This is a genomic window from Streptomyces sp. WG5 (genome assembly GCF_049974565.1).
GTDB lineage: Bacteria > Actinomycetota > Actinomycetes > Streptomycetales > Streptomycetaceae > Streptomyces.
The window spans coordinates 17,680-36,998 of sequence record NZ_JBNGGC010000006.1 but is presented as its reverse complement, the minus strand read 5'-3'; the positions used below and the strand labels follow the sequence as shown (position 1 = coordinate 36,998).

General features: G+C 71.3%; 7 protein-coding genes. 1 reads left to right on the top strand and 6 read right to left on the bottom strand.

What is annotated here, in order from left to right:
* Positions 1-146: 146 nt before the first annotated feature.
* Positions 147-13,871 (bottom strand): type I polyketide synthase, encoded by a 13,725-nt coding sequence (locus ACP4IX_RS07915; protein ID WP_426555096.1) that lies wholly within the window; start codon positions 13,869-13,871, stop codon positions 147-149.
* Between the two features lie 399 nt (positions 13,872-14,270).
* On the opposite strand from ACP4IX_RS07915, the gene ACP4IX_RS07910 reads away from it, so the two are divergent.
* A complete protein-coding gene (locus ACP4IX_RS07910) occupies positions 14,271-14,921 on the top strand; it encodes a carboxymuconolactone decarboxylase family protein (RefSeq protein WP_426525717.1) in 651 nt (216 codons plus the stop codon).
* 268 nt (positions 14,922-15,189) lie between these two features.
* Here ACP4IX_RS07910 and ACP4IX_RS07905 read toward each other — a convergent pair whose 3' ends face one another.
* The 5 genes from ACP4IX_RS07905 to ACP4IX_RS07885 are packed head-to-tail and all read right to left on the bottom strand — an operon-like array spanning position 15,190 to position 19,259.
* On the bottom strand, positions 15,190-15,867 hold the full coding sequence (locus ACP4IX_RS07905; protein WP_426525719.1) for an O-methyltransferase: 678 nt from the start codon (positions 15,865-15,867) through the stop codon (positions 15,190-15,192).
* Positions 15,868-15,926: 59 nt separating this feature from the next.
* Positions 15,927-17,003 (bottom strand): HAD-IIIC family phosphatase, encoded by a 1,077-nt coding sequence (locus tag ACP4IX_RS07900; RefSeq protein WP_426555095.1) that lies wholly within the window; start codon positions 17,001-17,003, stop codon positions 15,927-15,929.
* A gap of 15 nt (positions 17,004-17,018) precedes the next feature.
* Positions 17,019-18,128 (bottom strand): acyl-CoA dehydrogenase family protein, encoded by a 1,110-nt coding sequence (locus ACP4IX_RS07895; protein ID WP_426555094.1) that lies wholly within the window; start codon positions 18,126-18,128, stop codon positions 17,019-17,021.
* Complete coding sequence (locus tag ACP4IX_RS07890; protein WP_426555093.1) at positions 18,121-18,393, bottom strand: acyl carrier protein; 273 nt, start codon at positions 18,391-18,393, stop codon at positions 18,121-18,123. Before ACP4IX_RS07890 ends, ACP4IX_RS07895 begins: the two co-directional genes overlap by 8 nt.
* Before the next feature lie 2 nt (positions 18,394-18,395).
* Positions 18,396-19,259, bottom strand: a complete 864-nt coding sequence (locus ACP4IX_RS07885) for a 3-hydroxyacyl-CoA dehydrogenase family protein (RefSeq protein WP_426525728.1) — start codon at positions 19,257-19,259, stop codon at positions 18,396-18,398.
* Between the last annotated feature and the right edge of the window lie 60 nt (positions 19,260-19,319).

Below are 19,319 nucleotides of genomic sequence, written 5' to 3'. Positions count from 1 at the left end.
CGGGCGGGAGGCCCCGGGAGCACCGTGATCTGTCTGCGCGTGGCTCCGGTGTGCTACTGGATCAGCGGGCGGCCCAGAAGCCGGCGCCGCGGCCGAGGGCGGGATCTGCGGACGGCGTCCACCACCGAAACGCGACACAGCTGTTGTCATACCCCTCCCTGCCCGGTGAGCCAGTCGGCGATGTGGGCGGCAGTGGTAGCGGCGTGCTGGTTGATGAGGGTGAAGTGGTTGCCCGAGACGGTCAGGGTGGTGGTGATGTGGGGAAGGGCTGTCTGCCAGTCGTCCCGCCCCGTGTCGGTCCCGTGCGGGACGGGGAGGGGTTCCGAGGCGCGGAGGAGCAGGGTCGGGAAGGGCGCGGGGGCTGGGGTCCAGGTGCGGAGGAGCCGTTCCGTCCAGGCGTAGGCGGACAGGTCCGTAGCGGTGTAGCTGCCGACGACGTGCTCGCGCTCGTACAGGCCGTGCCACAGGTGGGGACGGAGCGCGCGGGCGGTGGGGGTTTCCAGGATGTAGGTGTCCAGCAGGACGACGGCCTGCACGGGCGTGCCGTGGTCGGCGAGGTGGCGGGCGGTCTCGTAAGCAAGGATGCCGCCGGATGAAGTGCCCAGGAGGATCACCGGCTCGCCGTTGTTGTCGCCGCTCCGGGCGTCCACGGCCTGGGCCAGTCCCTCGACGAGCGCCTCCCGGGTGGCGGGCAGTATCTCGTCGCTGCCGAAGCCGGGAGGCGTCAGGCAGGACACGGTCCAGTCCTCGGGCAGCGCCTGGGAGAGTGCGAAGTAGGTGTCGGGCCCGGTCAGGGGTACGACGGGGGCCACGCAGATCAGGCGGGTGCCTGAGGTGGCCGCGGTGAGCCGGTCCACGGTGGGCGGGACGGGCCCCGTGCTCTTGGGCCGGAGGGCGGCGAGGTCGAAGAGCAGGGTCTCGGCGTCGTCCATGCGGCCGGTCTGCACGGCGTCGCGGTGGAGGCGTGCGACCAGGTCGGCCGGTGAGGCGCCGCCGGTGCCGCCGTCCTCCGTCGGCGGTGAGGCGAGGTGGTCGATGAGATGGCCGGCCAGTTCGGCCGGGGTGGGGTGAGTGAGCACGACGGTGCTGGGCAGCGCCGTGCCCATCGCTGAGGCAAGGCGGTTGCGCAGATCGACCGCGGCGAGCGAGTCCATGCCGTTGTCGCGGAACGCCGCGTGCTCGTCGACCGCCTCGCCACAGGAGTGGCCGAGCGCCGCCGCGGCCTCGCGCCGCACCAGGTCCACGAGCAGTCGTCGCTGCTCCGCGGGGGGAAGCTTCCGCAACCGCACCGTGAACCCGCCGTCGTCGCTCGTGGGTGCGGGCTCGTCGAGGCGCCGTGCCTCCGGTAGCTCGCTGAAGAGCGGACTGGGACCGGCCGCGGTGACGACAGGGAGGTAACGCTCCCAGTCGATGTCGACGACCGTCAGCGCGGTCTCCTCCTCGTGCAGTGCTTGGGCGAGCCCGGCCAGGGCCAGGTCGCCGTCGAGGAAGGACACCCCGCCGCGGACGAGTTGCTCACCGTCCTGTTCGCTCATCTGACTGCGTGCCTCCTCCCAGGGGCCCCAGGAGATCGCCGTCGCGCAGGCGCCGCGGGCACGACGCTGTGACGCCAGCGCCTCCAGATACGCATTGGCCGCCGCCTGTGCCGCGTGGTCGCCTACACCCCAGACACCGGCCACCGACGAGACCAGCACGAAGGCGTCCAGGCCGGTGGCGTCGAGCAGCTCGTCGAGGTGGGCGGCGCCCGCCACCTTCGCATGCACCGCATCGGCGAAATGGTCGAGGCGCTCCGTGCCCAGCGGCCCGAGGGCGCGCGTCCCCGCCAGGTGCACCACCGCGCGCACCGGACTGCCGTTCGCCGAGAGCCGGTCGAGTACCGCGGCCACGGCATCCCTGTCGGTCAGATCGCACCGCACCACGTCGACGGTCGCCCCGTTGGCACTGAGCTCCGCCGTCAGCTCGGCCGCGCCCGGTGCCGCCGGGCCACGCCGGCTCAACAGCACCAGGTGCTCGGCTCCCTGCCGGGCCAGCCACCGGGCGACCCTGCTGCCCAGCGCCCCGGTGCCGCCCGTCACCAGCGTCGTGCCGCTGGGCGTCCAGGTGCCGGGCGAGTCGGCTCGTGCCGGTGCGCTCACCAGTCGCCGGACGAGCACGCCCGAGGATCGCACGGCCGCCTGGTCCTCCCTCAAGCCCCCCGAGAGGAGCGAAGCGAATCGCCCGGCGGCCTCGGGGTCGAGCCGCTCGGGGAGGTCGGCCAGCCCGCCCCGCAGCGATGGTGCCTCAAGCGCCGCGGTCCGTCCGAGCCCGAGGACCATCGCCTGCCGCGGGTGGCGCACCGGGTCGGCCGGGCCCGTCGGGACCGCGCCTCGGGTCACCGTCCACAGCGGGACTTCGGCACCGGACCTCAGCAGCGCCTGGACCAGTGACACGGTCAGCGCCAGACCGGCGGGCAGTGCGGGCTCGCCCCCGTCCGGCTCCTCGGCCGCCGCGAGCAGCGACAGCACTCCGGCCGCGCGGTCGACGTCGCCGAGCCGTGCCGCCAGCAACTCAGGATCGGTGCAGGTCCCGTCGAGGACCACACGGCGCACCTGGGCGCCGTGTGCGGTCAGTGCGGCCAGCACATCCGCATCGTCGACACCGTCCGTGGTCACCACCAGCCATGTACCGGTCAGTGACGGGTCGGCGGGGACACGCAGGGGTGTCCACACGGTCCGGTAGCGCCACGTGCTGATCAGTGAGTGCTCGTCCTGCCGCCTGCGCCACGCCGACAGCGCCGGGAGCACCGAGTCGAGCGCTTCCTTGGATTGGGCTTCGAGGCCGATCAGCGTGGCGACCTCGGCGGCGTCCCCCCGGCCCACGGCGTCCCACAGCGGGTCGTCGGTGGAGTCCGTCGTGCGGGGCGTCGAGGCGGGCGGGGCTGTCCAGTAGGACTCGTGCTGGAAGGCGTAGGTGGGCAAGTCCACCGTACGGCCGCCGGAGAGCACCGTGCTCCAGTCGACGGGAACGCCGTGGGCGTACGCCTCCCCGAGCGAGCGCAGGACACGGTCCCATCCGTCGTCGTCCCGCCGCAGGGTGCCCAGGGTGACCGCGGGGCTGCCCGCGCGCTCGATGATCTCGCTGGTGCCGACCGCGAGCACCGGATGCGGGCTGACCTCGATCATGAAACCGTATCCCTCGCGCACGAGGCCCGTCATCGTCTCGGCGAAGGACACGGTCTGCCGCAGGTTCCGGCACCAGTACCGGGCGTCAAGCTCCTCCGTGTCCAGGCGGCCCCCGGTCACCGTGGAGTAGAACGGCACCTCCGACGGGCGGGGCCGCACCGGAGCCAGCATCTCGAGCAACTCGGGCTCGATCTCGTCGGTGTGCGCCGAGTGGGCGGCGAAGTCCACGCCGGCCAGCCTCCAGCGCATGATCCCGGCTGCGGACAGGCCGCGCTCGACCTCGTCGAGGGCAGCCGGATCACCGGAGACCGTCACCGTCTCGGGTCCGTTGACCGCCGCGATCGACACCGCGCCGGACACCCCGTCCAGCAGCGCCCGTATGTGCTCCGGCGACGCCATCACCGACATCATCGCGCCACTCCCGGACAAGCGTTCGCGGATGAGCCGGCTGCGCAGCGCCACCACGCGAGCACCGTCGTCCAGCGACAATCCGCCACTCACGCAGGCGGCGGCGACCTCGCCCTGGGAGTGACCGATCACGGCGGCCGGCTCGACACCGAACGAGCGCCAGAGGGCGGCGAGCGAGACCATGATCGCCCACAGCACGGGCTGCAGCACATCGGGCCGCCCCTCGATCGGGGGAGCGCCGGGCTCGCCGCGCATCACGCCGGTGAGCGACCAGTCGAGGTACGGGGCCAGAGCCGCCTCGCACTCGCCGACGCGGGCGGCGAAGACAGGCGAGACGTCGAGCAGCCCGGCGGCCATCCCGCTCCACGACGCGTCCTGCCCCGGGAAGACGAAGACCACTGGGCCCCGCCCGGGCGCTGTTGCCCGCAGTACGGCGGGATGCGAGGTGCCCTCGGCCAGGGCCGCCAGGCTCTCGCGCAGCGCCGCGCGGTCGTCGCCGACCAGCACCGCCCGGTGCTCGAGCGCGGCGCGGGTCGTCGCCAGCGAGTACCCGACGTCCATGGGCCGGAGCCCAGGGTGGTCGTCCAGGTGGGCGAGCAGCTTCTCGGCCTGGGCGCGCAGCGCTCCGGCCGTTTTGGCCGTCACCGGCCATGCTGCCGGCCCGTCCGGGACCGGACCCGCGAGCGAGGGCCGGTCGGCGGCGGGTGTCGGGGCCTGCTCCAGGACGACGTGCGCGTTGGTCCCGCTCATCCCGAACGCCGACACCCCGCACCGCCTCGGACGGCCGAGGTCGGGCCACGGTGCCGACTCGGTCAGCAGGCTGACCGCGCCCGAGTCCCAGTCGATACGGGAGGACGGCTCGGTGACGTGCAGCGTCTTCGGCAACTGGCCGTGGCGCAGCGCCATCACCATCTTGATGACACCCGCGACACCCGCGGCGACCTGGGTGTGTCCGATGTTGGACTTGACCGAGCCGACCAGCAGCGGCGGGTTGCCGCCCCGGTCCTGGCCGTAGGTGGCCAGCAGCGCATGCGCTTCGATCGGATCGCCCAGTGCCGTGCCGGTTCCGTGTGCCTCGACGGCGTCGACGTCGGACGCCGACAGCCCGCCGTTGGCGAGGGCCTGCCGGATGACCCGCTGCTGCGCCGGACCGCTCGGTGCGGTCAGCCCGTTGGAGGCACCGTCGGAGTTCACCGCGGACCCGCGGACGACCGCCAGCACCCGGTGGCCGTGCCGGACGGCGTCCGACAGCCTCTCCAGCACCAGGAGACCGGCGCCTTCGGCGATGCCCATGCCGTCCGCGGACTCGGCGAACGCCTTGCAGCGCCCGTCCGGTGCCATGACGCGGTGTCTGCTCAGTGAGACAAGAACGTCCGGGCTGGTCAGCACCGTGGCGCCGCCGGCGAGGGCCAGGGTGCTCTCTCCCGAGCACAGCGACTGGCACGCCATGTGGAGCGCGACCAGGGACGACGAACAGGCCGTGTCCACCGTCACGGACGGCCCACCGAAGTCGAACATGTAGGCGAGGCGACCCGACAGCACGCTGGGGATCGTTCCGGTGAGCTGGTACCCGTCGGAGTCCGCCGACGCCCCCGCGCCGTACTGCTGGGCCGTTGCCGAGACGAACGTACCGGTCATGCTGCCCCGCAGGGACCCGGGATCGAGGCCGGCGCGTTCGAACGCCTCCCAGGCGAGCTCCAGCAGCATCCGCTGCTGCGGTTCCATCGAGGCCGCCTCACGCGGGGAGATGCCGAAGAACGTCGCGTCGAACCCGGCCGCGCCGTCGAGAAAGCCCCCCGCCGACGAGTAGGTCCTGCCTGCGCGGTCCGGATCGGGGTGGTACACGCCCGGGTCCCAGCCGCGGTCGGCGGACAGCGGGGTGATGGCGTCCGTGCCCGCGGCCAGCAGCTCCCACAGCTGCTCGGGCGAGCGCACCCCGCCGGGGAACCGGCAGCTCATTCCGATGATCGCGATCGGCTCCGCACCGGGTGCCGCGGCCGCCGGGCCGCCCTCCGTGAGCGGGGTCGGCTCGGGGCCCTCCCGCCGCTCGTCGATCCCGCCGCCCAGCTCGGTCCACAGACGGGCGGCCAGCGCTTCCGGCGTCGGATGGTCATAGAGCAGGGTCGAGGGCAGGCTCAGGCCCGTCCGTTTCCTCAGGCTGTTCCGCAACTGGCCGGCGGTCAGGGAGTCGAAGCCCATGTCCTTGAACGTCCGACCGACCCCGATCGTCGCCGGACCCGCGTGCCCGAGCACCGCCACCACCTGCTCGCGCAGCAGCTGCAGCAGGGTGGCACGGGCCCGGTCGGGCGTCAGCCCGGCGAGCAGGCCGGAGCCGCTACCGGTGGCGGCGACCCGACGGGCGGGCCCGGCGGGCACCAGTCCGCGGAAAACGGCAGGCACGGTGTCACGCGCGCGCACGGCAGCCCGGTCGACCCGTGAGGCGACGACGGATGCCTCTCCCGCCGCACCTGCGGCGTCGAACCAGGCCAGTCCCTGCTCGACGGAGAGCGTCGGCAACCCGGCCCTCGTGATCCGCCCCATTTCCGCCGCGGTCAGCCCAGCGGACATACCGGCGTCCTGCGGCCAAGGCCCCCAGCCGATCGACAGACCCGCGAGCCTCTCTGCGCACCGCCGCTGCGTGAGCGCGTCCAGGAACGCGTTCGCCGCGGTGTAACTTGCCTGTCCCGCGTTGCCAAGGACGCCGAACACCGACGAGAACACCACGAAAGCCGTCAGGCCGCGGTCGCGCGTCAGTTCGTGCAGATGCCACGCGCCGTCAAGCTTCGGACGGAACACCCTGTCCAGCCGATCCGGGGTCAGCGCCCCGACCAACCCGTCGTCGAGCACACCGGCGGCGTGCACGACACCGGTCAGCGGGTGCTGGTCCGGGATCTCCTCCAGCAGGGCGGCCAGGGCCGCGCGGTCGGAGACGTCGCAGGCGGCGACGGCCACCCGGGCGCCCTGTCCGGTCAGCTCGGCCACCAGCTCGTCGGCGCCCTCCGCGGCGGCACCCCGACGGCCGACCAGCAGCAGGTGACGGACCCCGTGCGTGGTGACCAGGTGCTTGGCGACCAGCGCGCCGAGGCCGCCGAGGCCGCCGGTGACCAGCACGGTGCCGTCGCCGTCCCACACCGTGCCCGGCGCCGACAGGTCCGGGGCGTCGGCGGCGGCCAGGCGAGGCACCAGCAGCTCACCGGCGCGCAGCGCCAACTCGGGCTCATCGCAGTCCAGCGCCGCACGGAGCGTTCCCGCGGCAGCCGACACCGGATCCCCGTCGTCCGTGGGGTCCAGGTCGAGCAGCACGAAACTGCCGGGGCTTTCCTGCCGGGCCGAACGCACCAGCCCCCACACCGATGCCGCCACCACGTCAGGCGCCGCCTCGGGGGTGGTGGCCACCGCTCCGCGGGTCACGAACACCAGCCGTCGGCCGTCGCCGTCCTCGTTCCCGTTCCCGTCCTCAAGGTGCTGCCGCAGCGCGTCGAGCACGGACGCAGTGACGGCACGGACCGCCTCCGGCACCGGCACGCCGACGGGCGCGGTGACCGGGAGCAGCACCGCCTCCCCGGCCGCGACACGGTCATGCCCGGAGGTGTCCGGCACCGGGGCGGGCAGCCAGTCCAGACGCAGAAGCGGTTGCGCGGCCCTGGCCCCCGCGGCGTCGGCCGCCGGCGGGCGCAGCACCAGCGTGCGCACCGACACCACCGGATCGCCCGCGGCGTCCGCCGCGGTCAGCATGACCGTGTCCTCGCCCGTCCTGCTCATCCGCACCCGCAGCACCGACGCACCCACGGCGTGCAGCAACACCCCGGACCACGCCGACGGCAGCCGCGCGCCGTCCGAGTCGTCGAGCCCGGTCAGCGCCGCGATGTGCAGCGCCGAATCCAGTAGCGCGGGATGGAGCCGGAAGGCGTCGGCATCGTCGGCGACGTGCTCAGGAAGCACGACCTCGGCCAGCACCTCGTCGCCCGCCCTCCAGACCGCCCGGACACCCCGGAACGCCGGCCCGTGAGCGAGTCCGGTATCACGCCGCCCCTCGTAGAAGCCGTCCAGGTCGACCGGTACGGCGTCCTTCGGTGGCCATACCGGCCCGTGATCGGCGTCGGCCACCGGCCCGTGATCGGCGTCGGCCGCGGACGTACCCGGCGCGATTACGCCTGTGGCGTGCAGTGCCCATGGCCCGTCCGGCGTGTCGGCGGGCCGCGAGTAGATGCCCAGGGCGCGTCGGCCGTCGTCACCGGGGGCGTCCAGGGCTACCTGAATCCGCACACCGCCGTCGCCCTGCCCGGACAGCACCAGCGGTGTGACCAGGGTGAGCTCCTCGACCAGACCACAGCCGACCTCGTCACCGGCCCGTACCGCCAGCTCCACGAACCCGGTCCCGGGAAAGGTCACTTGTCCGGCCACCACATGGTCGGCCAGCCACGGCTGTGCCGTCACCGACAGCAGGCCGGTGCACTGCAGACCACCGGTGCCGGGCAGCTCCACGACCGCGCCGAGCAGCGGGTGCGCCACACCGCTGAGCCCTGCCGAGACCACGCCGTCCGCCGCGGCCTTGCCCGCGGGCGTGATCCAGTACCGGTCCCGCTGGAACGCGTAGGTCGGCAGCGCGACACGGCGCGCGCCGGTGCCGGCGAACATCTCGGTCCAGCGGACCGGCACGCCCCGCACGTACAGCCGGGCGGCCGCGGTCACCGTCGTGGACTCCTCGTCACGGTCCCTGCCCAGCAGCGGCACCGTCTCGACGCCCGCCACGTCGGTGAGAACATCCTGCGCCAGTACGGACAGCGTGGCGTCCGGGCCCAGTTCGAGGAAGGTACGGGCGCCGGCGGCGGCCGCGGCACCGACCGCGTCGGCGAACCGCACGGTCAGCCTGACATGCTGGACCCAGTAGTCAGGTGTACGGATCAGCTCCGCATCGATCGGCTCCCCGGTGACGGTCGAGGCGATCGGGATGCGCGGCTCGCCGAAGGCCAGACCCTCGGCGACCGCGCGGAACTCGTCCAGCATCGGCATCATCAGCGGGGAGTGGAACGCGTGGCCGACCCGCAACCGAGTGGTCCTGCGGCCGCCGGCCGCGAACCGGTCCGCGATCGCCTCCACCGCGGCGGTGTCCCCGGACACCACCACCGCCTGCGGGCCGTTGACCGCGGCGAGCCCCACCCGGTCCTCGGAGCCGGCGAGCAGCGGCATCACCTCGTCCTCAGTGGCCTGCAGCGCAATCATGGTGCCGCCGTCCGGCAGTGCCTGCATCAGCCGTCCGCGTGCGGCGACGAGTTTGCACGCGTCGGGAAGGGACAGCACCCCGGCCACATGTGCCGCCGCGATCTCTCCGACTGAATGCCCGACCAGCAGATCAGGCACCACGCCCCACGACTCCACCAGCCGGAACAGGGCTGTCTCCAGGGCGAACAGCGCGGGCTGGGCGTACTCGGTACGGTTCAGGAGCCCCGCGTCGTCTCCGAACACCGCCTCGCGCAGCGGCCGTTCCAGTTCTCCGTCCAGCAGCGTGCAGACCTCGTTCCACGCCGCCGCGAACACCGGGAAGCGGGCGTGCAGCTCGCGACCCATGCCCAGCCGTTGCGCGCCCTGGCCGGCGAACAGCAGCGCCACGGGGTCGGGGTCGCCCGCCACCGTGCCCTCTGCCACCCGCACGGTCCGCCCGGCGCGGCCCTCCGTACTGTCCGCCGCGGCCAGCAGTACCGCTCGGCACTCGAGCTCGGAGCGTGTCGTCGTCAGCGAGTAGCCGATGTCCAGCGCCGCCGTGCCGGTGTCGGCCATGAAGGCGGCCAGCCGGTCCAGTTGGGACTCCAGCGCCGCCTCGGTGCGCGCCGACACCGGCCACGGCACCACTTCGGGCCCGGCCTCCGCCCGGAGCGCGGCCGGTGGATGAGCGGCGGGCCGACCGGGCCGGTCCTGCGACGGCTGCTCGATGATCACGTGCGCGTTCGTGCCGCTGATGCCGAACGACGACACGCCTGCGCGGCGGGGCCGCTCGACCTGTGGCCACGGGGCGGAGCCGGTGAGCAGCTCCACCGCGCCGGCCGACCAGTCCACCTGCGACGACGGCGTGTCCACGTGCAGCGTCCGGGGCAGTACACCGTGCTGCATCGCCAGGATCATCTTGATGACGCCCGCGACGCCGGAGGCGGCCTGCGTGTGCCCGATGTTCGACTTGAGTGACCCCAGCAGCAGCGGACGATCCCGGTCCCGGCCCTGCCCGTAGGTGGCGAGCAGCGCCTGAGCCTCGATCGGGTCACCCAGCCGGGTGCCGGTGCCGTGCCCCTCCACCGCGTCCACGTCCGACGGCACCAGGCCCGCACCGGCCAGGGCCTGGCCGATCACCTGCTGCTGCGAGATTCCGCTGGGCGCGGTCAGGCCGTTCGACGCCCCGTCCGAGTTGACCGCGGAGCCGCGCAGTACCGCCAGCACCCGGTGGCCGCCCCGGATCGCGTCCGACAGCCTCTCCAGTACCAGTATTCCCACGCCTTCGGACCAGCCGGTGCCGTCCGCGGCCTCCGCGTACGCCTTGCAGCGGCCGTCGGGCGAAAGACCGCCCTGCCGGGCGAACTCCACGAAGATCCCGGGCTCCGACATGACGGTGACACCGCCGGCCAGTGCCAGGGAGCACTCACCGGCTCGCAGCGCCTGCGCTGCCAGATGCAACGCCACCAGAGACGAGGAGCATGCCGTATCCACGGTCAGGGCGGGCCCCCGCAGCCCCAGAGCGTAGGCGATCCGGCCGGAAAGGACGCTCGGCGACGTGCCGGTCAGCAGATACCCTTCCGCGTCACCGGAGCTGTCCTGCAGCCGCGGACCGTAGTCCTGGGCCATCGCCCCCACGAACACCCCGGTCCGGCTGCCGTGCAGGGACGAAGGAGCGATCTCGGCCCGTTCCACCGCCTCCCAGCTCACCTCCAGCGCCAGCCGCTGCTGTGGGTCCATGGCCTCCGCCTCGCGCGGCGAGATCCCGAACAGCGCCGCGTCGAAACGGTCCGCGTCGTACAGGAACCCGCCCGGCCTCCCGGTCGCCGGCGTCTCCGGCGCCCACCCTCGGTTGGTGGGCATGCCGGAGATGGCGTCCTCTTCGCCCGACACCAGGTCCCACAGCCCCTCCGGCGAGGTCACCCCGCCCGGGAAGCGGCAGGCCATCCCCACGACGACAACCGGTTCGTCCGCGGGGACGTCGCGGGGCGCCGACGACGCACCACCGGATTCCGGGCCGGTGAACTCAGCGTCCAGATGATCCGCGAACCGGTCCGGCGTGGGATGGTCGAACAGCGCGGTGTTGGGCACCCGCAGTCCGGTCGCGGCCTTCAGCCGGGTCACCAGCTCCACCGCCATCGCCGAATCGAAGCCCAGTTCCCTGAAGGATCGAGCCGGATTCACCTGATCTGCGGAGGTGAAACCCAGCACCATCGCCGTCTCCGTGCGAACCAGCCGCCCCAGGCGTGCGCGCGTCCACGGAGCGTCGGACGCCACACGGCCGGGCTCCTGACCGTCAGCGTGTCCGTTCGGAACGGCGGAGTGCCCATCCGGACCGTGAGCGTGCCCGTGCACGACCACCGGAGCGGCCGGGGCGGTGTCCTGCGCCGCGGCACCTCCGGCCGGCTCCTCGAGCCAGTACCGCTCCCGCTGGAACGCGTACGTGGGCAGCGCCACCCGCTTGGCGCCGGTCCCGGTGAACGAGCGCGACCAGTCGACCGGCGCACCGCGGACGAACAACTCGGCCAGACAGCTCAGGAACCGGTCCGCCCCGCCCACTTCCCGGCGCAGCGTGCCGACGGCGACGGCCGGACCGTCCGCGGCATCGTCGATGATCTCCTGCACCGCTGCGGTCAGCACGGGATGGGTGCTGACCTCGACGAAGAACCGGTGGTCCTGCCCGAGCAGCGCACGGACGGCCGGTTCGAAGCAAACGGTCTGTCGCAGGTTGCGATACCAGTACCCGGCGTCCATACCGGTGGTGTCCAGCCACTCGCCGGTCACCGTGGAGAAGAACGGCACCTCGGCCCGGCGCGGACTGATGCTCTCCAGCGAGGCCAGCAGCTCCTCGCGTACTGGCTCCACCTGCGCCGAGTGCGAAGCGTAGTCAGCGGCGATCCGCCGCACCCGCATGTCCTCGCCCGCGAGTTCATCGAAAAGCCCGTCCAGCGCCTCCAGGTCACCGGAGACCACCACCGAGGTCGGTCCGTTCACCGCCGCGACCGACACCAGGCCGTCCCGGTGGTGGAGCCGTGCCTCGACCTCGCCGTGGGGCAGCGACACCGACAGCAGGCCGCCCGTCCCCGCCAGGCGGCGTGCGATGATCCGGCCGCGCAGCGCCACGACCCTGGCCGCATCCTCCAGTGACAGCGCACCGGACACGCACGCCGCCGCGATCTCCCCCTGGGAATGCCCCACCACCGCGTCCGGGACCACTCCGTGCGCCTGCCACACGGCCGCGAGGGAGACCATCACCGCCCAGGAGGCGGGCTGGATCACGTCCGCGCGTTCCAGCGACGGCGCCCCCTCTGTCTGCTCCAAGACCTCCGGCAGCGACCAGTCCACATAGGGCGCGAGCGCGGCGGCGCACTCGGCCAGCCGCTCGGCGAACACCGGGGACTCCGCCATCAGACGGATGCCCATGCCCGCCCACTGCGCACCCTGTCCGGGGAATACGAACACCGTCCTGCCCTCGACGTCGGCGACTCCCCGCACCACGCCTGTCGCGGACTCGCCATCGGCCAGCGCCGCCAGCGCGTCCAGGGCACCCGGCCGGTCCGGCGCGAGGACGACGGCGCGGTGGTCGAGCGCAGTCCGGGTGGTCGCCAGGGAGAAGCCCACGTCCACCGGGTCGAGTCGCTGGTTCTCCTCCAGACGGGATGCAAGGCTGACGGCCTGCGCACGCAGGGCGTCCCGGGTCCGGCCCGAAAGCGGCAACGGCACGGCGCCGCCCGCCATGAGGGCACTGTCCGCCATACCGACGTTCTCGCCCGCAGGCGCACTGACGGGCACCGGTTCGGCGGCTGACACGATCAGGTGGCAGTTGGTGCCGCCCACGCCGAACGATGAGACTCCGGCCAGGGCACGGCCGTCGCGGTAGGGCCAGGGACGGTTCGATGTCACCACGTCCAGGTGCCACTCGCTGAAGCGGATGAGCGGGTTGGGCAGTTGGAAGTTCAGGCTCGCCGGGAGCTCGCCGTTCCGCAGCGACAGCACGACCTTCAGGAGGCCGGTGATTCCCGCGGCGCCCTGCAGATGCCCCACGTTCGTCTTCACCGAGCCGACCAGCAGCGGGTCGCCGTCGGAACGGCCCGCCCCGTACACGGTGCCGAGCGCCGATGCCTCCACCGGATCACCCACCCGGGTGCCGGTCCCGTGCAGCTCCACGTACTGGACCGCGCCCGGGTCGACCCCCGCACGCCGGCACGCCGCCTGCAACACCGCCTGCTGTCCCCGGGGGTCGGGGACGGTCAGGCCCTCGCTGGGGCCGTCGTTGCCGACCGCGCTCCCCTCGATGACGCAGTAGATCTCGTCCCCGTCGGCCAGCGCCCTCGCCAGCGGCTTGAGCAGCACCATGCCCGCACCCTCGCCGCGGACGTACCCGTTGGCGCGCTCGTCGAAGGTGAAGCAGCGGCCTACCGGGGACAGGGCACCGAGCTGGGCCTCCGCCACCGCGCTGTCCAGCACCAGGTTGAGGTGCACACCGCCGGCCAGCGCCATCGCCGATTCCCCGCGCCGCAGGCTCTCGCACGCCAGGTGCACCGCCACCAGCGACGACGACTGCCCGGTGTCCACCACCAGGCTCGGTCCCCGAAGCCCCAGGAAGTAGGACACCCGGTTCGCGATCAGGCTGCGGTTCTGGCCGGTCAGGGTGTGATGCCCGATCGCCGTTGGTCCCCCGCGCCGGGCCAGTGCGCTGTAGTCGTCCGCGGTCACGCCGACGAACACCCCGGTGTCGCTGCCTCGAACCGCAGCCGACGCCAAGCCCGCGTCCTCCAGGACCTCCCAGCCCAGCTCCAGTGCGAGGCGCTGCTGTGGGTCCATCGACCGCGCCTCACGCGGCGAGATCCCGAAGAACTCGGCGTCAAAACGGTCGACTTCGGCTAAGAAGGCACCCCAGCCGGTCTCGCCGGAGGCAGGGGCCCTAGTGCTCCACCGCCCCGGCGGCACCTGCGACACCGCGCTCACTCCCCCGGTCAGCAGCCGCCAGAACCGCGCAGGATCCTCTGCGGACGGCAGCCGGCAGGACACCCCCACCACCGCGATGGCGTCGTCCCTCGCATGGATTCGCTCAGCAGACGTGGACTCGGATCGGTTCACGGCACCGCTTCCCAACTCTTCGTCTTCGCCGGCTCGGCGGGGAGAGGGCGCGTGATGGCACACGTCCGGCCTTCAGGAATCCGGCGATACCGGCCTGCCGTTCGAGCCGTGATCAGCAACGCATTGATACTACACATCAATCGCACAACGCCAATACTCCAGTTCGGTTTCGGGGCGGTTCGCCACACCTTCTGAATTTGCAGATGCATATCACTCGGAGAGTGTTGTTCGGTGCAGCGACGAGGAGTGTCAAAAAATTTCCCCAAACCCGAACCTTCGAGGTTTGAAATTCCCTCGGGTTCCATTACCGTTGGAACCCGGCCGACGGAAAGCGGCTTCCAAAGCCGAGCCGTCCGTCCACGAAAACCGACGCGGTGACACTGAGCAGAAGGTGGGGGAATGCGGCCCAGGATCGACCCGCAGGACGTAGAGGACTTCGCCGCCACGCCTGCCGGCCAGAGCTATGCGCAGACGGTGGGTCGGATGCTGAACGGGCTCCTCGCGGACCGGCCTCCGCCGAACGTTCTGCGGACCATCGCCAACCACCCGGAGCTGCTGCCCGCGATGCAGCCACTGATGGCACACGTGGCCGGCGGCGTCCTCCCGGCACACGAACGCGAGATCGTCATCCTGCGAACGGCATGGCGTTCCCAGGCCCCGTACATCTGGGCCCACCACCACGCCGCGGGACTCCTCGTCGGACTGAGCGAGACGGTCATCGCCGCAGTCGGCTCCGAGGACACCTCCGGCTGGATGCCCTTCGAAGCCGCCCTCCTCGATGCGGTCGACGAGCTCCACACCAGGTCAACGCTGTCCCACGGCACGTGGGGGCAGCTTGCCCAGCGCTACAGCGAGGAGCAGCTCCTCGAACTGCTGGCCCTCATCGGAACGTACAAGACCCTGGCATTCATCCTGAATTCCTGTCTTGTCCCGATCGACACCTGGCTGGAGCGTCCGGCGCCGCTGCCCGCGGACCCGGGGCGGACGAGGTCGGGCAGGCATGCGCGCCCGCAGGTGTCGTTTGCACCGGGGCCTCGTACCGAGGCGTGAAACCGGCGCCTCTTGCCGCGGGACGGCACGGGGTGCTTCTCCGCTCACACCGTAGGGGCTGTCCCGCAATACTCGCCGGGTATTGCGGGACAGCCTCTACGGTGTGAGCGGAACGAGTCGCTGCACATACCGCATCGGCCACCCAGCGACACCGTTCAATTGCCGAGCAACACGAGAAGTGGTTTGCCAGTAGAAATACAGAATCCTACTCAGCGATTGCTCATTCATCCGCTGGCTCGAGGCGAATCTCGCCCTTTCCAAGGGCCGCTCACTCCCGCATCCGCTGTTTCTTCCGGATCAACGTGATGCCGTCCGCCATGGGGACCAGCGACATCTCCACCCGCGGATCGTCGCGGACCAGAATGTTGAACGTGCGGATCGCGGCGGTGTCGGCGTCCTGCGCGTCGGGGTCTGCGACCCTTCCGAAGAACAGGGTGTTGTCGACCACGATCAGCCCATGGTCGCCGAGGAGAGTCAGCGCCATCTCGTAGTAGTCCGGATAGCGCTGCTTGTCGGCGTCGATGAAGACGAAGTCGAACCCACCGGGGCCCTCGTCCGCGATCATGGCCTTGAGGGTGTCGGTCGCGTCACCGATCCGGAGATCGATCTGCCCGTCGACGCCCGCCCTGGTCCAGTAGTCGGCGCCGATCTGCGGCCAGCGGTCGGTGATGTCGCAGGTGACGAGCCGTCCGCCGGGCGCGAGCGCACGGGCAAGGCACAGGGTGCTGTACCCGGTGAACGTGCCGATCTCGAGGATCCTCCGGGCCGGGGTGAGGCCGGCCAGCAGCGTCAGCAGCTGACCCTCCTCGGGCGTGACCTGCATCGCGCTGCCCGTGGCAAGTTCCGACGTCGTCCCGCGCAGCTTCCGCAAGACCTCGTCCTCGCGCAGGGAGGACTCCCGGATGTAGTCCGAGAGCCCGGCCGGGAGACCTATCTGGTTCGCCATGCGTGATCTACCTTCTTTCGTCGACACCCGGTCGGAAACTTCCCGCGCCCGGGGAGCGCTCAGGCGCCCTGCAGGCTGACGGCGTGCAGATTCATCGTGGGCGGCGGGGCACAAGGCGCCGGGAGCAGATGCAGCCGCTGGATGTCCTCGTGCGGGGGCGCGGGCAGCCCGGCTCGGCAGTCGCACGGCTCGTCGGTGAAACCTGCGAGCCGGTAGGCGATCTCCATGATCCGGTTGCGCTCGGTCCGCCGGAAGTCGGCGACCAGGTGGACGCCTTGGTGTGCGGCCTGGTCGACGAGCCAGCCGAGGATCACCGAACCGGCGCCGAACGACACCACGCGGCACGACGTGGCCAGAAGCTTGAGATGCCAGACGTGTGCGTGCTTCTCCAGCAACTCGAGGCCGACCGCGCCGTGCGGCCCGAACCGGTCGGTGAGCGTGGTCACCAGTACCTCGTGGCGTGGATCGGCCAGCAGCGTGCGCAGCTCGGAGAGGGAGTAATGCACTCCCGTGGCGTTCATCTGGCTGGTGCGCAGCGTCAGTTCCTCCACCCGGGACAGTTCGTCCTCGGTGGCGCGTTCGATGTGCATCACCAGGTCCAGGGAACGCAGGAAGTCATCACTCGGCCCCTGGAACTCCGCCTCGGCCGCCTTCCGCCGGAATCCGGCCTGGTACATCTGCCGACGGCGGCGCGCGTCCACGGTCACCGTGGCCGGACTGAACTCCGGCAGGGCTGCGAGCCCGGGTAACTGCTCGGCGGCGTAGCAGCGGACCGCCGGCAGATGGAACTGGACTTCCGCTCGTTCCGCCGGCTGGTCGTCGACGAAGGCGATGGTGTCGAGCGCGAAGTTGAGCTCGGCTGCGATTTCCCGCACCGAATCCGACTTCGGTCCCCAACCGATGCGCGGCAGAACGAAGTACTCGGCGACGCCGAGCGCTTCCAGCTGCTTCCATGCCTGGTCGTGGTCGTTCTTGCTGGCCACCGACTGCAGGATGCCGCGGCGGTCCAGTTCGGCGATGAGCTCGACGACCGCGGCCGGGGGCGTCACCATGCCGTCTTCCAGCAGCGTGCCCTGCCACAGGGTGTTGTCGAGGTCCCACACCAGGCACTTCACGATCGGGGTCTGTTCAGCCACGGCTCCTCCTTCGTCTCATGTCACCGTCATCGACACCGCGTGGTTGGCGAGGATCAACTGGCAGATCTCCGTACTGCCCTCGATGAGCTCCATGAGCTTCGCGTCCCGGTACGCGCGCTCGACCACATGGCCCTCGTGCGCGGCTGCCGAACCCAGGACCTGCACTGCCGCGGCAGCGCCCTGCGCGGCCTGGACAGCGCTCACCTGCTTGGCGAGGACAGAGGCGACGACCATGTCAGGAGAGCCGCCGTCCCAGCACCAACTGGCGTGTTCACATACCCGGGTGGCGATCTGCTCAGCGGTCAACAGGTTCGCCAGGTGGCGACCGACAAGTTGATGGCCGGCCAGCGGCTTTCCGAACTGCCGCCGGGTTCGGGCGTGATCACGGGCAGCGTCGAGACAGGCCCGGAGGATACCCACGCAGCCCCAGGCGACCGAGATCCGCCCGTACGCCAGCGCGGTTGTCACCAGGAGGGCCAAAGGCTGCCCGCCGCCGAGTACCGCACTGGCGGGCAGCCGCACGTCGTCGAGTCGTACGTCCGCGTGGCCCGCCGCCCGGCAGCCGGACGGCTGCGGGACCCTGCGTACGGTGACGCCCGGAGCCGACGCAGGCACCACGACAGCGGCCGCCCCGGAGCCATGGCGTCCGACGACGACGATCATGTCGGCGTAGTGAGCCGCGGTGGTCCAGACCTTCTGCCCGCGGACGACGACGTCGTCACCATCGGGTTCAATGGCCGTGGTCATCGCCGAAAGATCGCTGCCCGCCTCCGGCTCGCTGAACGCGACGGCGGCGAGCCGGCCACCGGCCAGTTCCGGCAGGTACGCCGCGTGCTGTTGCGGGTTGCCCAAGCGCTGTATGGTCCACGCGGCCATGCCCTGCGAGGTCATCACGCTCCGCAGTGAGCTGCATCGGCTGCCGACGTACGCGGTGAACTCGCCGTTCGCCGCGCTGCTTGCCCCGAGTCCGCCGAAGGCTTCCGGCACCTGCGCGCACAGCAAGCCGCGGGCAGCCGGCTTTCGCAGTACCTCGTCGGGAATCAGGCCGGCCCGGTCCCACCCCGCGGCCCGGTCGCCGACAAGGTCGTCGACGATCTCCCGGGCGCCTGCGAGCGGCTCAGGCATCGGCGGGCTGTTCGGAGCCGCGCAACCGCAGCACCAGGGCGGTCATGGCCTGGACGGTGCGGAAGTTGTCCCGCTTGAGGTCGTCCCCCAGGATCTGCACGGAGAACGCCCGTTCCAGATGGACGACGAGCTCCATCGCGAGCAGCGAGGAAACCAGCCCCGACGCAAAGAGGTCCTGGTCGGCGGGGACCTCCGCCCCGACCCGCCGCGAGACGAACGCCGTGATTTCCTGCTCGGTCTCCTCAGCCGGGATTGCCTGCTCCATATTCACGAAAGCACCTCTCCATAGTCATAGAAACCGCGCCCCGTCTTGCGCCCCAGATCGCCGAGGCGCACCTTCTCCATGAGTAGTTCGCAGGGCTCGAAGGTGGAATTTCCGGTCCGCTCGGCAAGCAGTCGCAGAGCGTCCGCGAGATTGTCCAGTCCGATCAGATCGGCGGTGCGCAGCGGACCGGTGGGATGGCCGAGGCATCCGTGCATCAGACGGTCCACGGACTCGACGCTCGCGACGCCGTCGGCCACGATTCTCGCCGCTTCATTGATCATGGGATGCAGCAGCCTGCTGGTGACAAACCCCGGCGCGTCGCGCACGACGACCGTCTTCTTCCCCAGCCGCCCGAGAAAGGACAGGACCGCGGCCATGGCGTCGTCGCCGGTCTGCGGGCCACGGACGACCTCCACCATCTCGATGAGATAGGCCGGATTCATGAAATGCACCCCGGCCAGTTCCGCGGGCCGCTGCACCGACTTCGCCAGTTCGGCGATGGGAATCCCCGATGTATTGGTGATCAGCGGGATCCCGGCGGGGACCGTGCTGGAGATCTCTGCCAATACTCGCGCCTTGAGCGAGGCATCCTCGGTGATCGCCTCGATCACTGCGGTGGCATCTGCCACGCCCTCGCTGGAAAACGTCGTTGTCAGTGTTCCGGCGGCCCGGGAGCCGGGGAAGGCGCCCATCAGTTGCCCGTGCCGCAATTGCTCGGTGATTTCTTCTCGGGCATTCTGCAGTATATTTTCCGAGACGTCGACCAGCATGACATGCATCCCGCAGCCCAGTGCCAGTGCGGTGATGCTGCGTCCCATTACGCCTGCACCGAGAACAGCAATCGTATCCGATTCTGAATTCGACAAGATCTGCCCCCAAACCCCATCCAATTGAGCACACCTCCACGAGGGATGGCGCCGACGCCG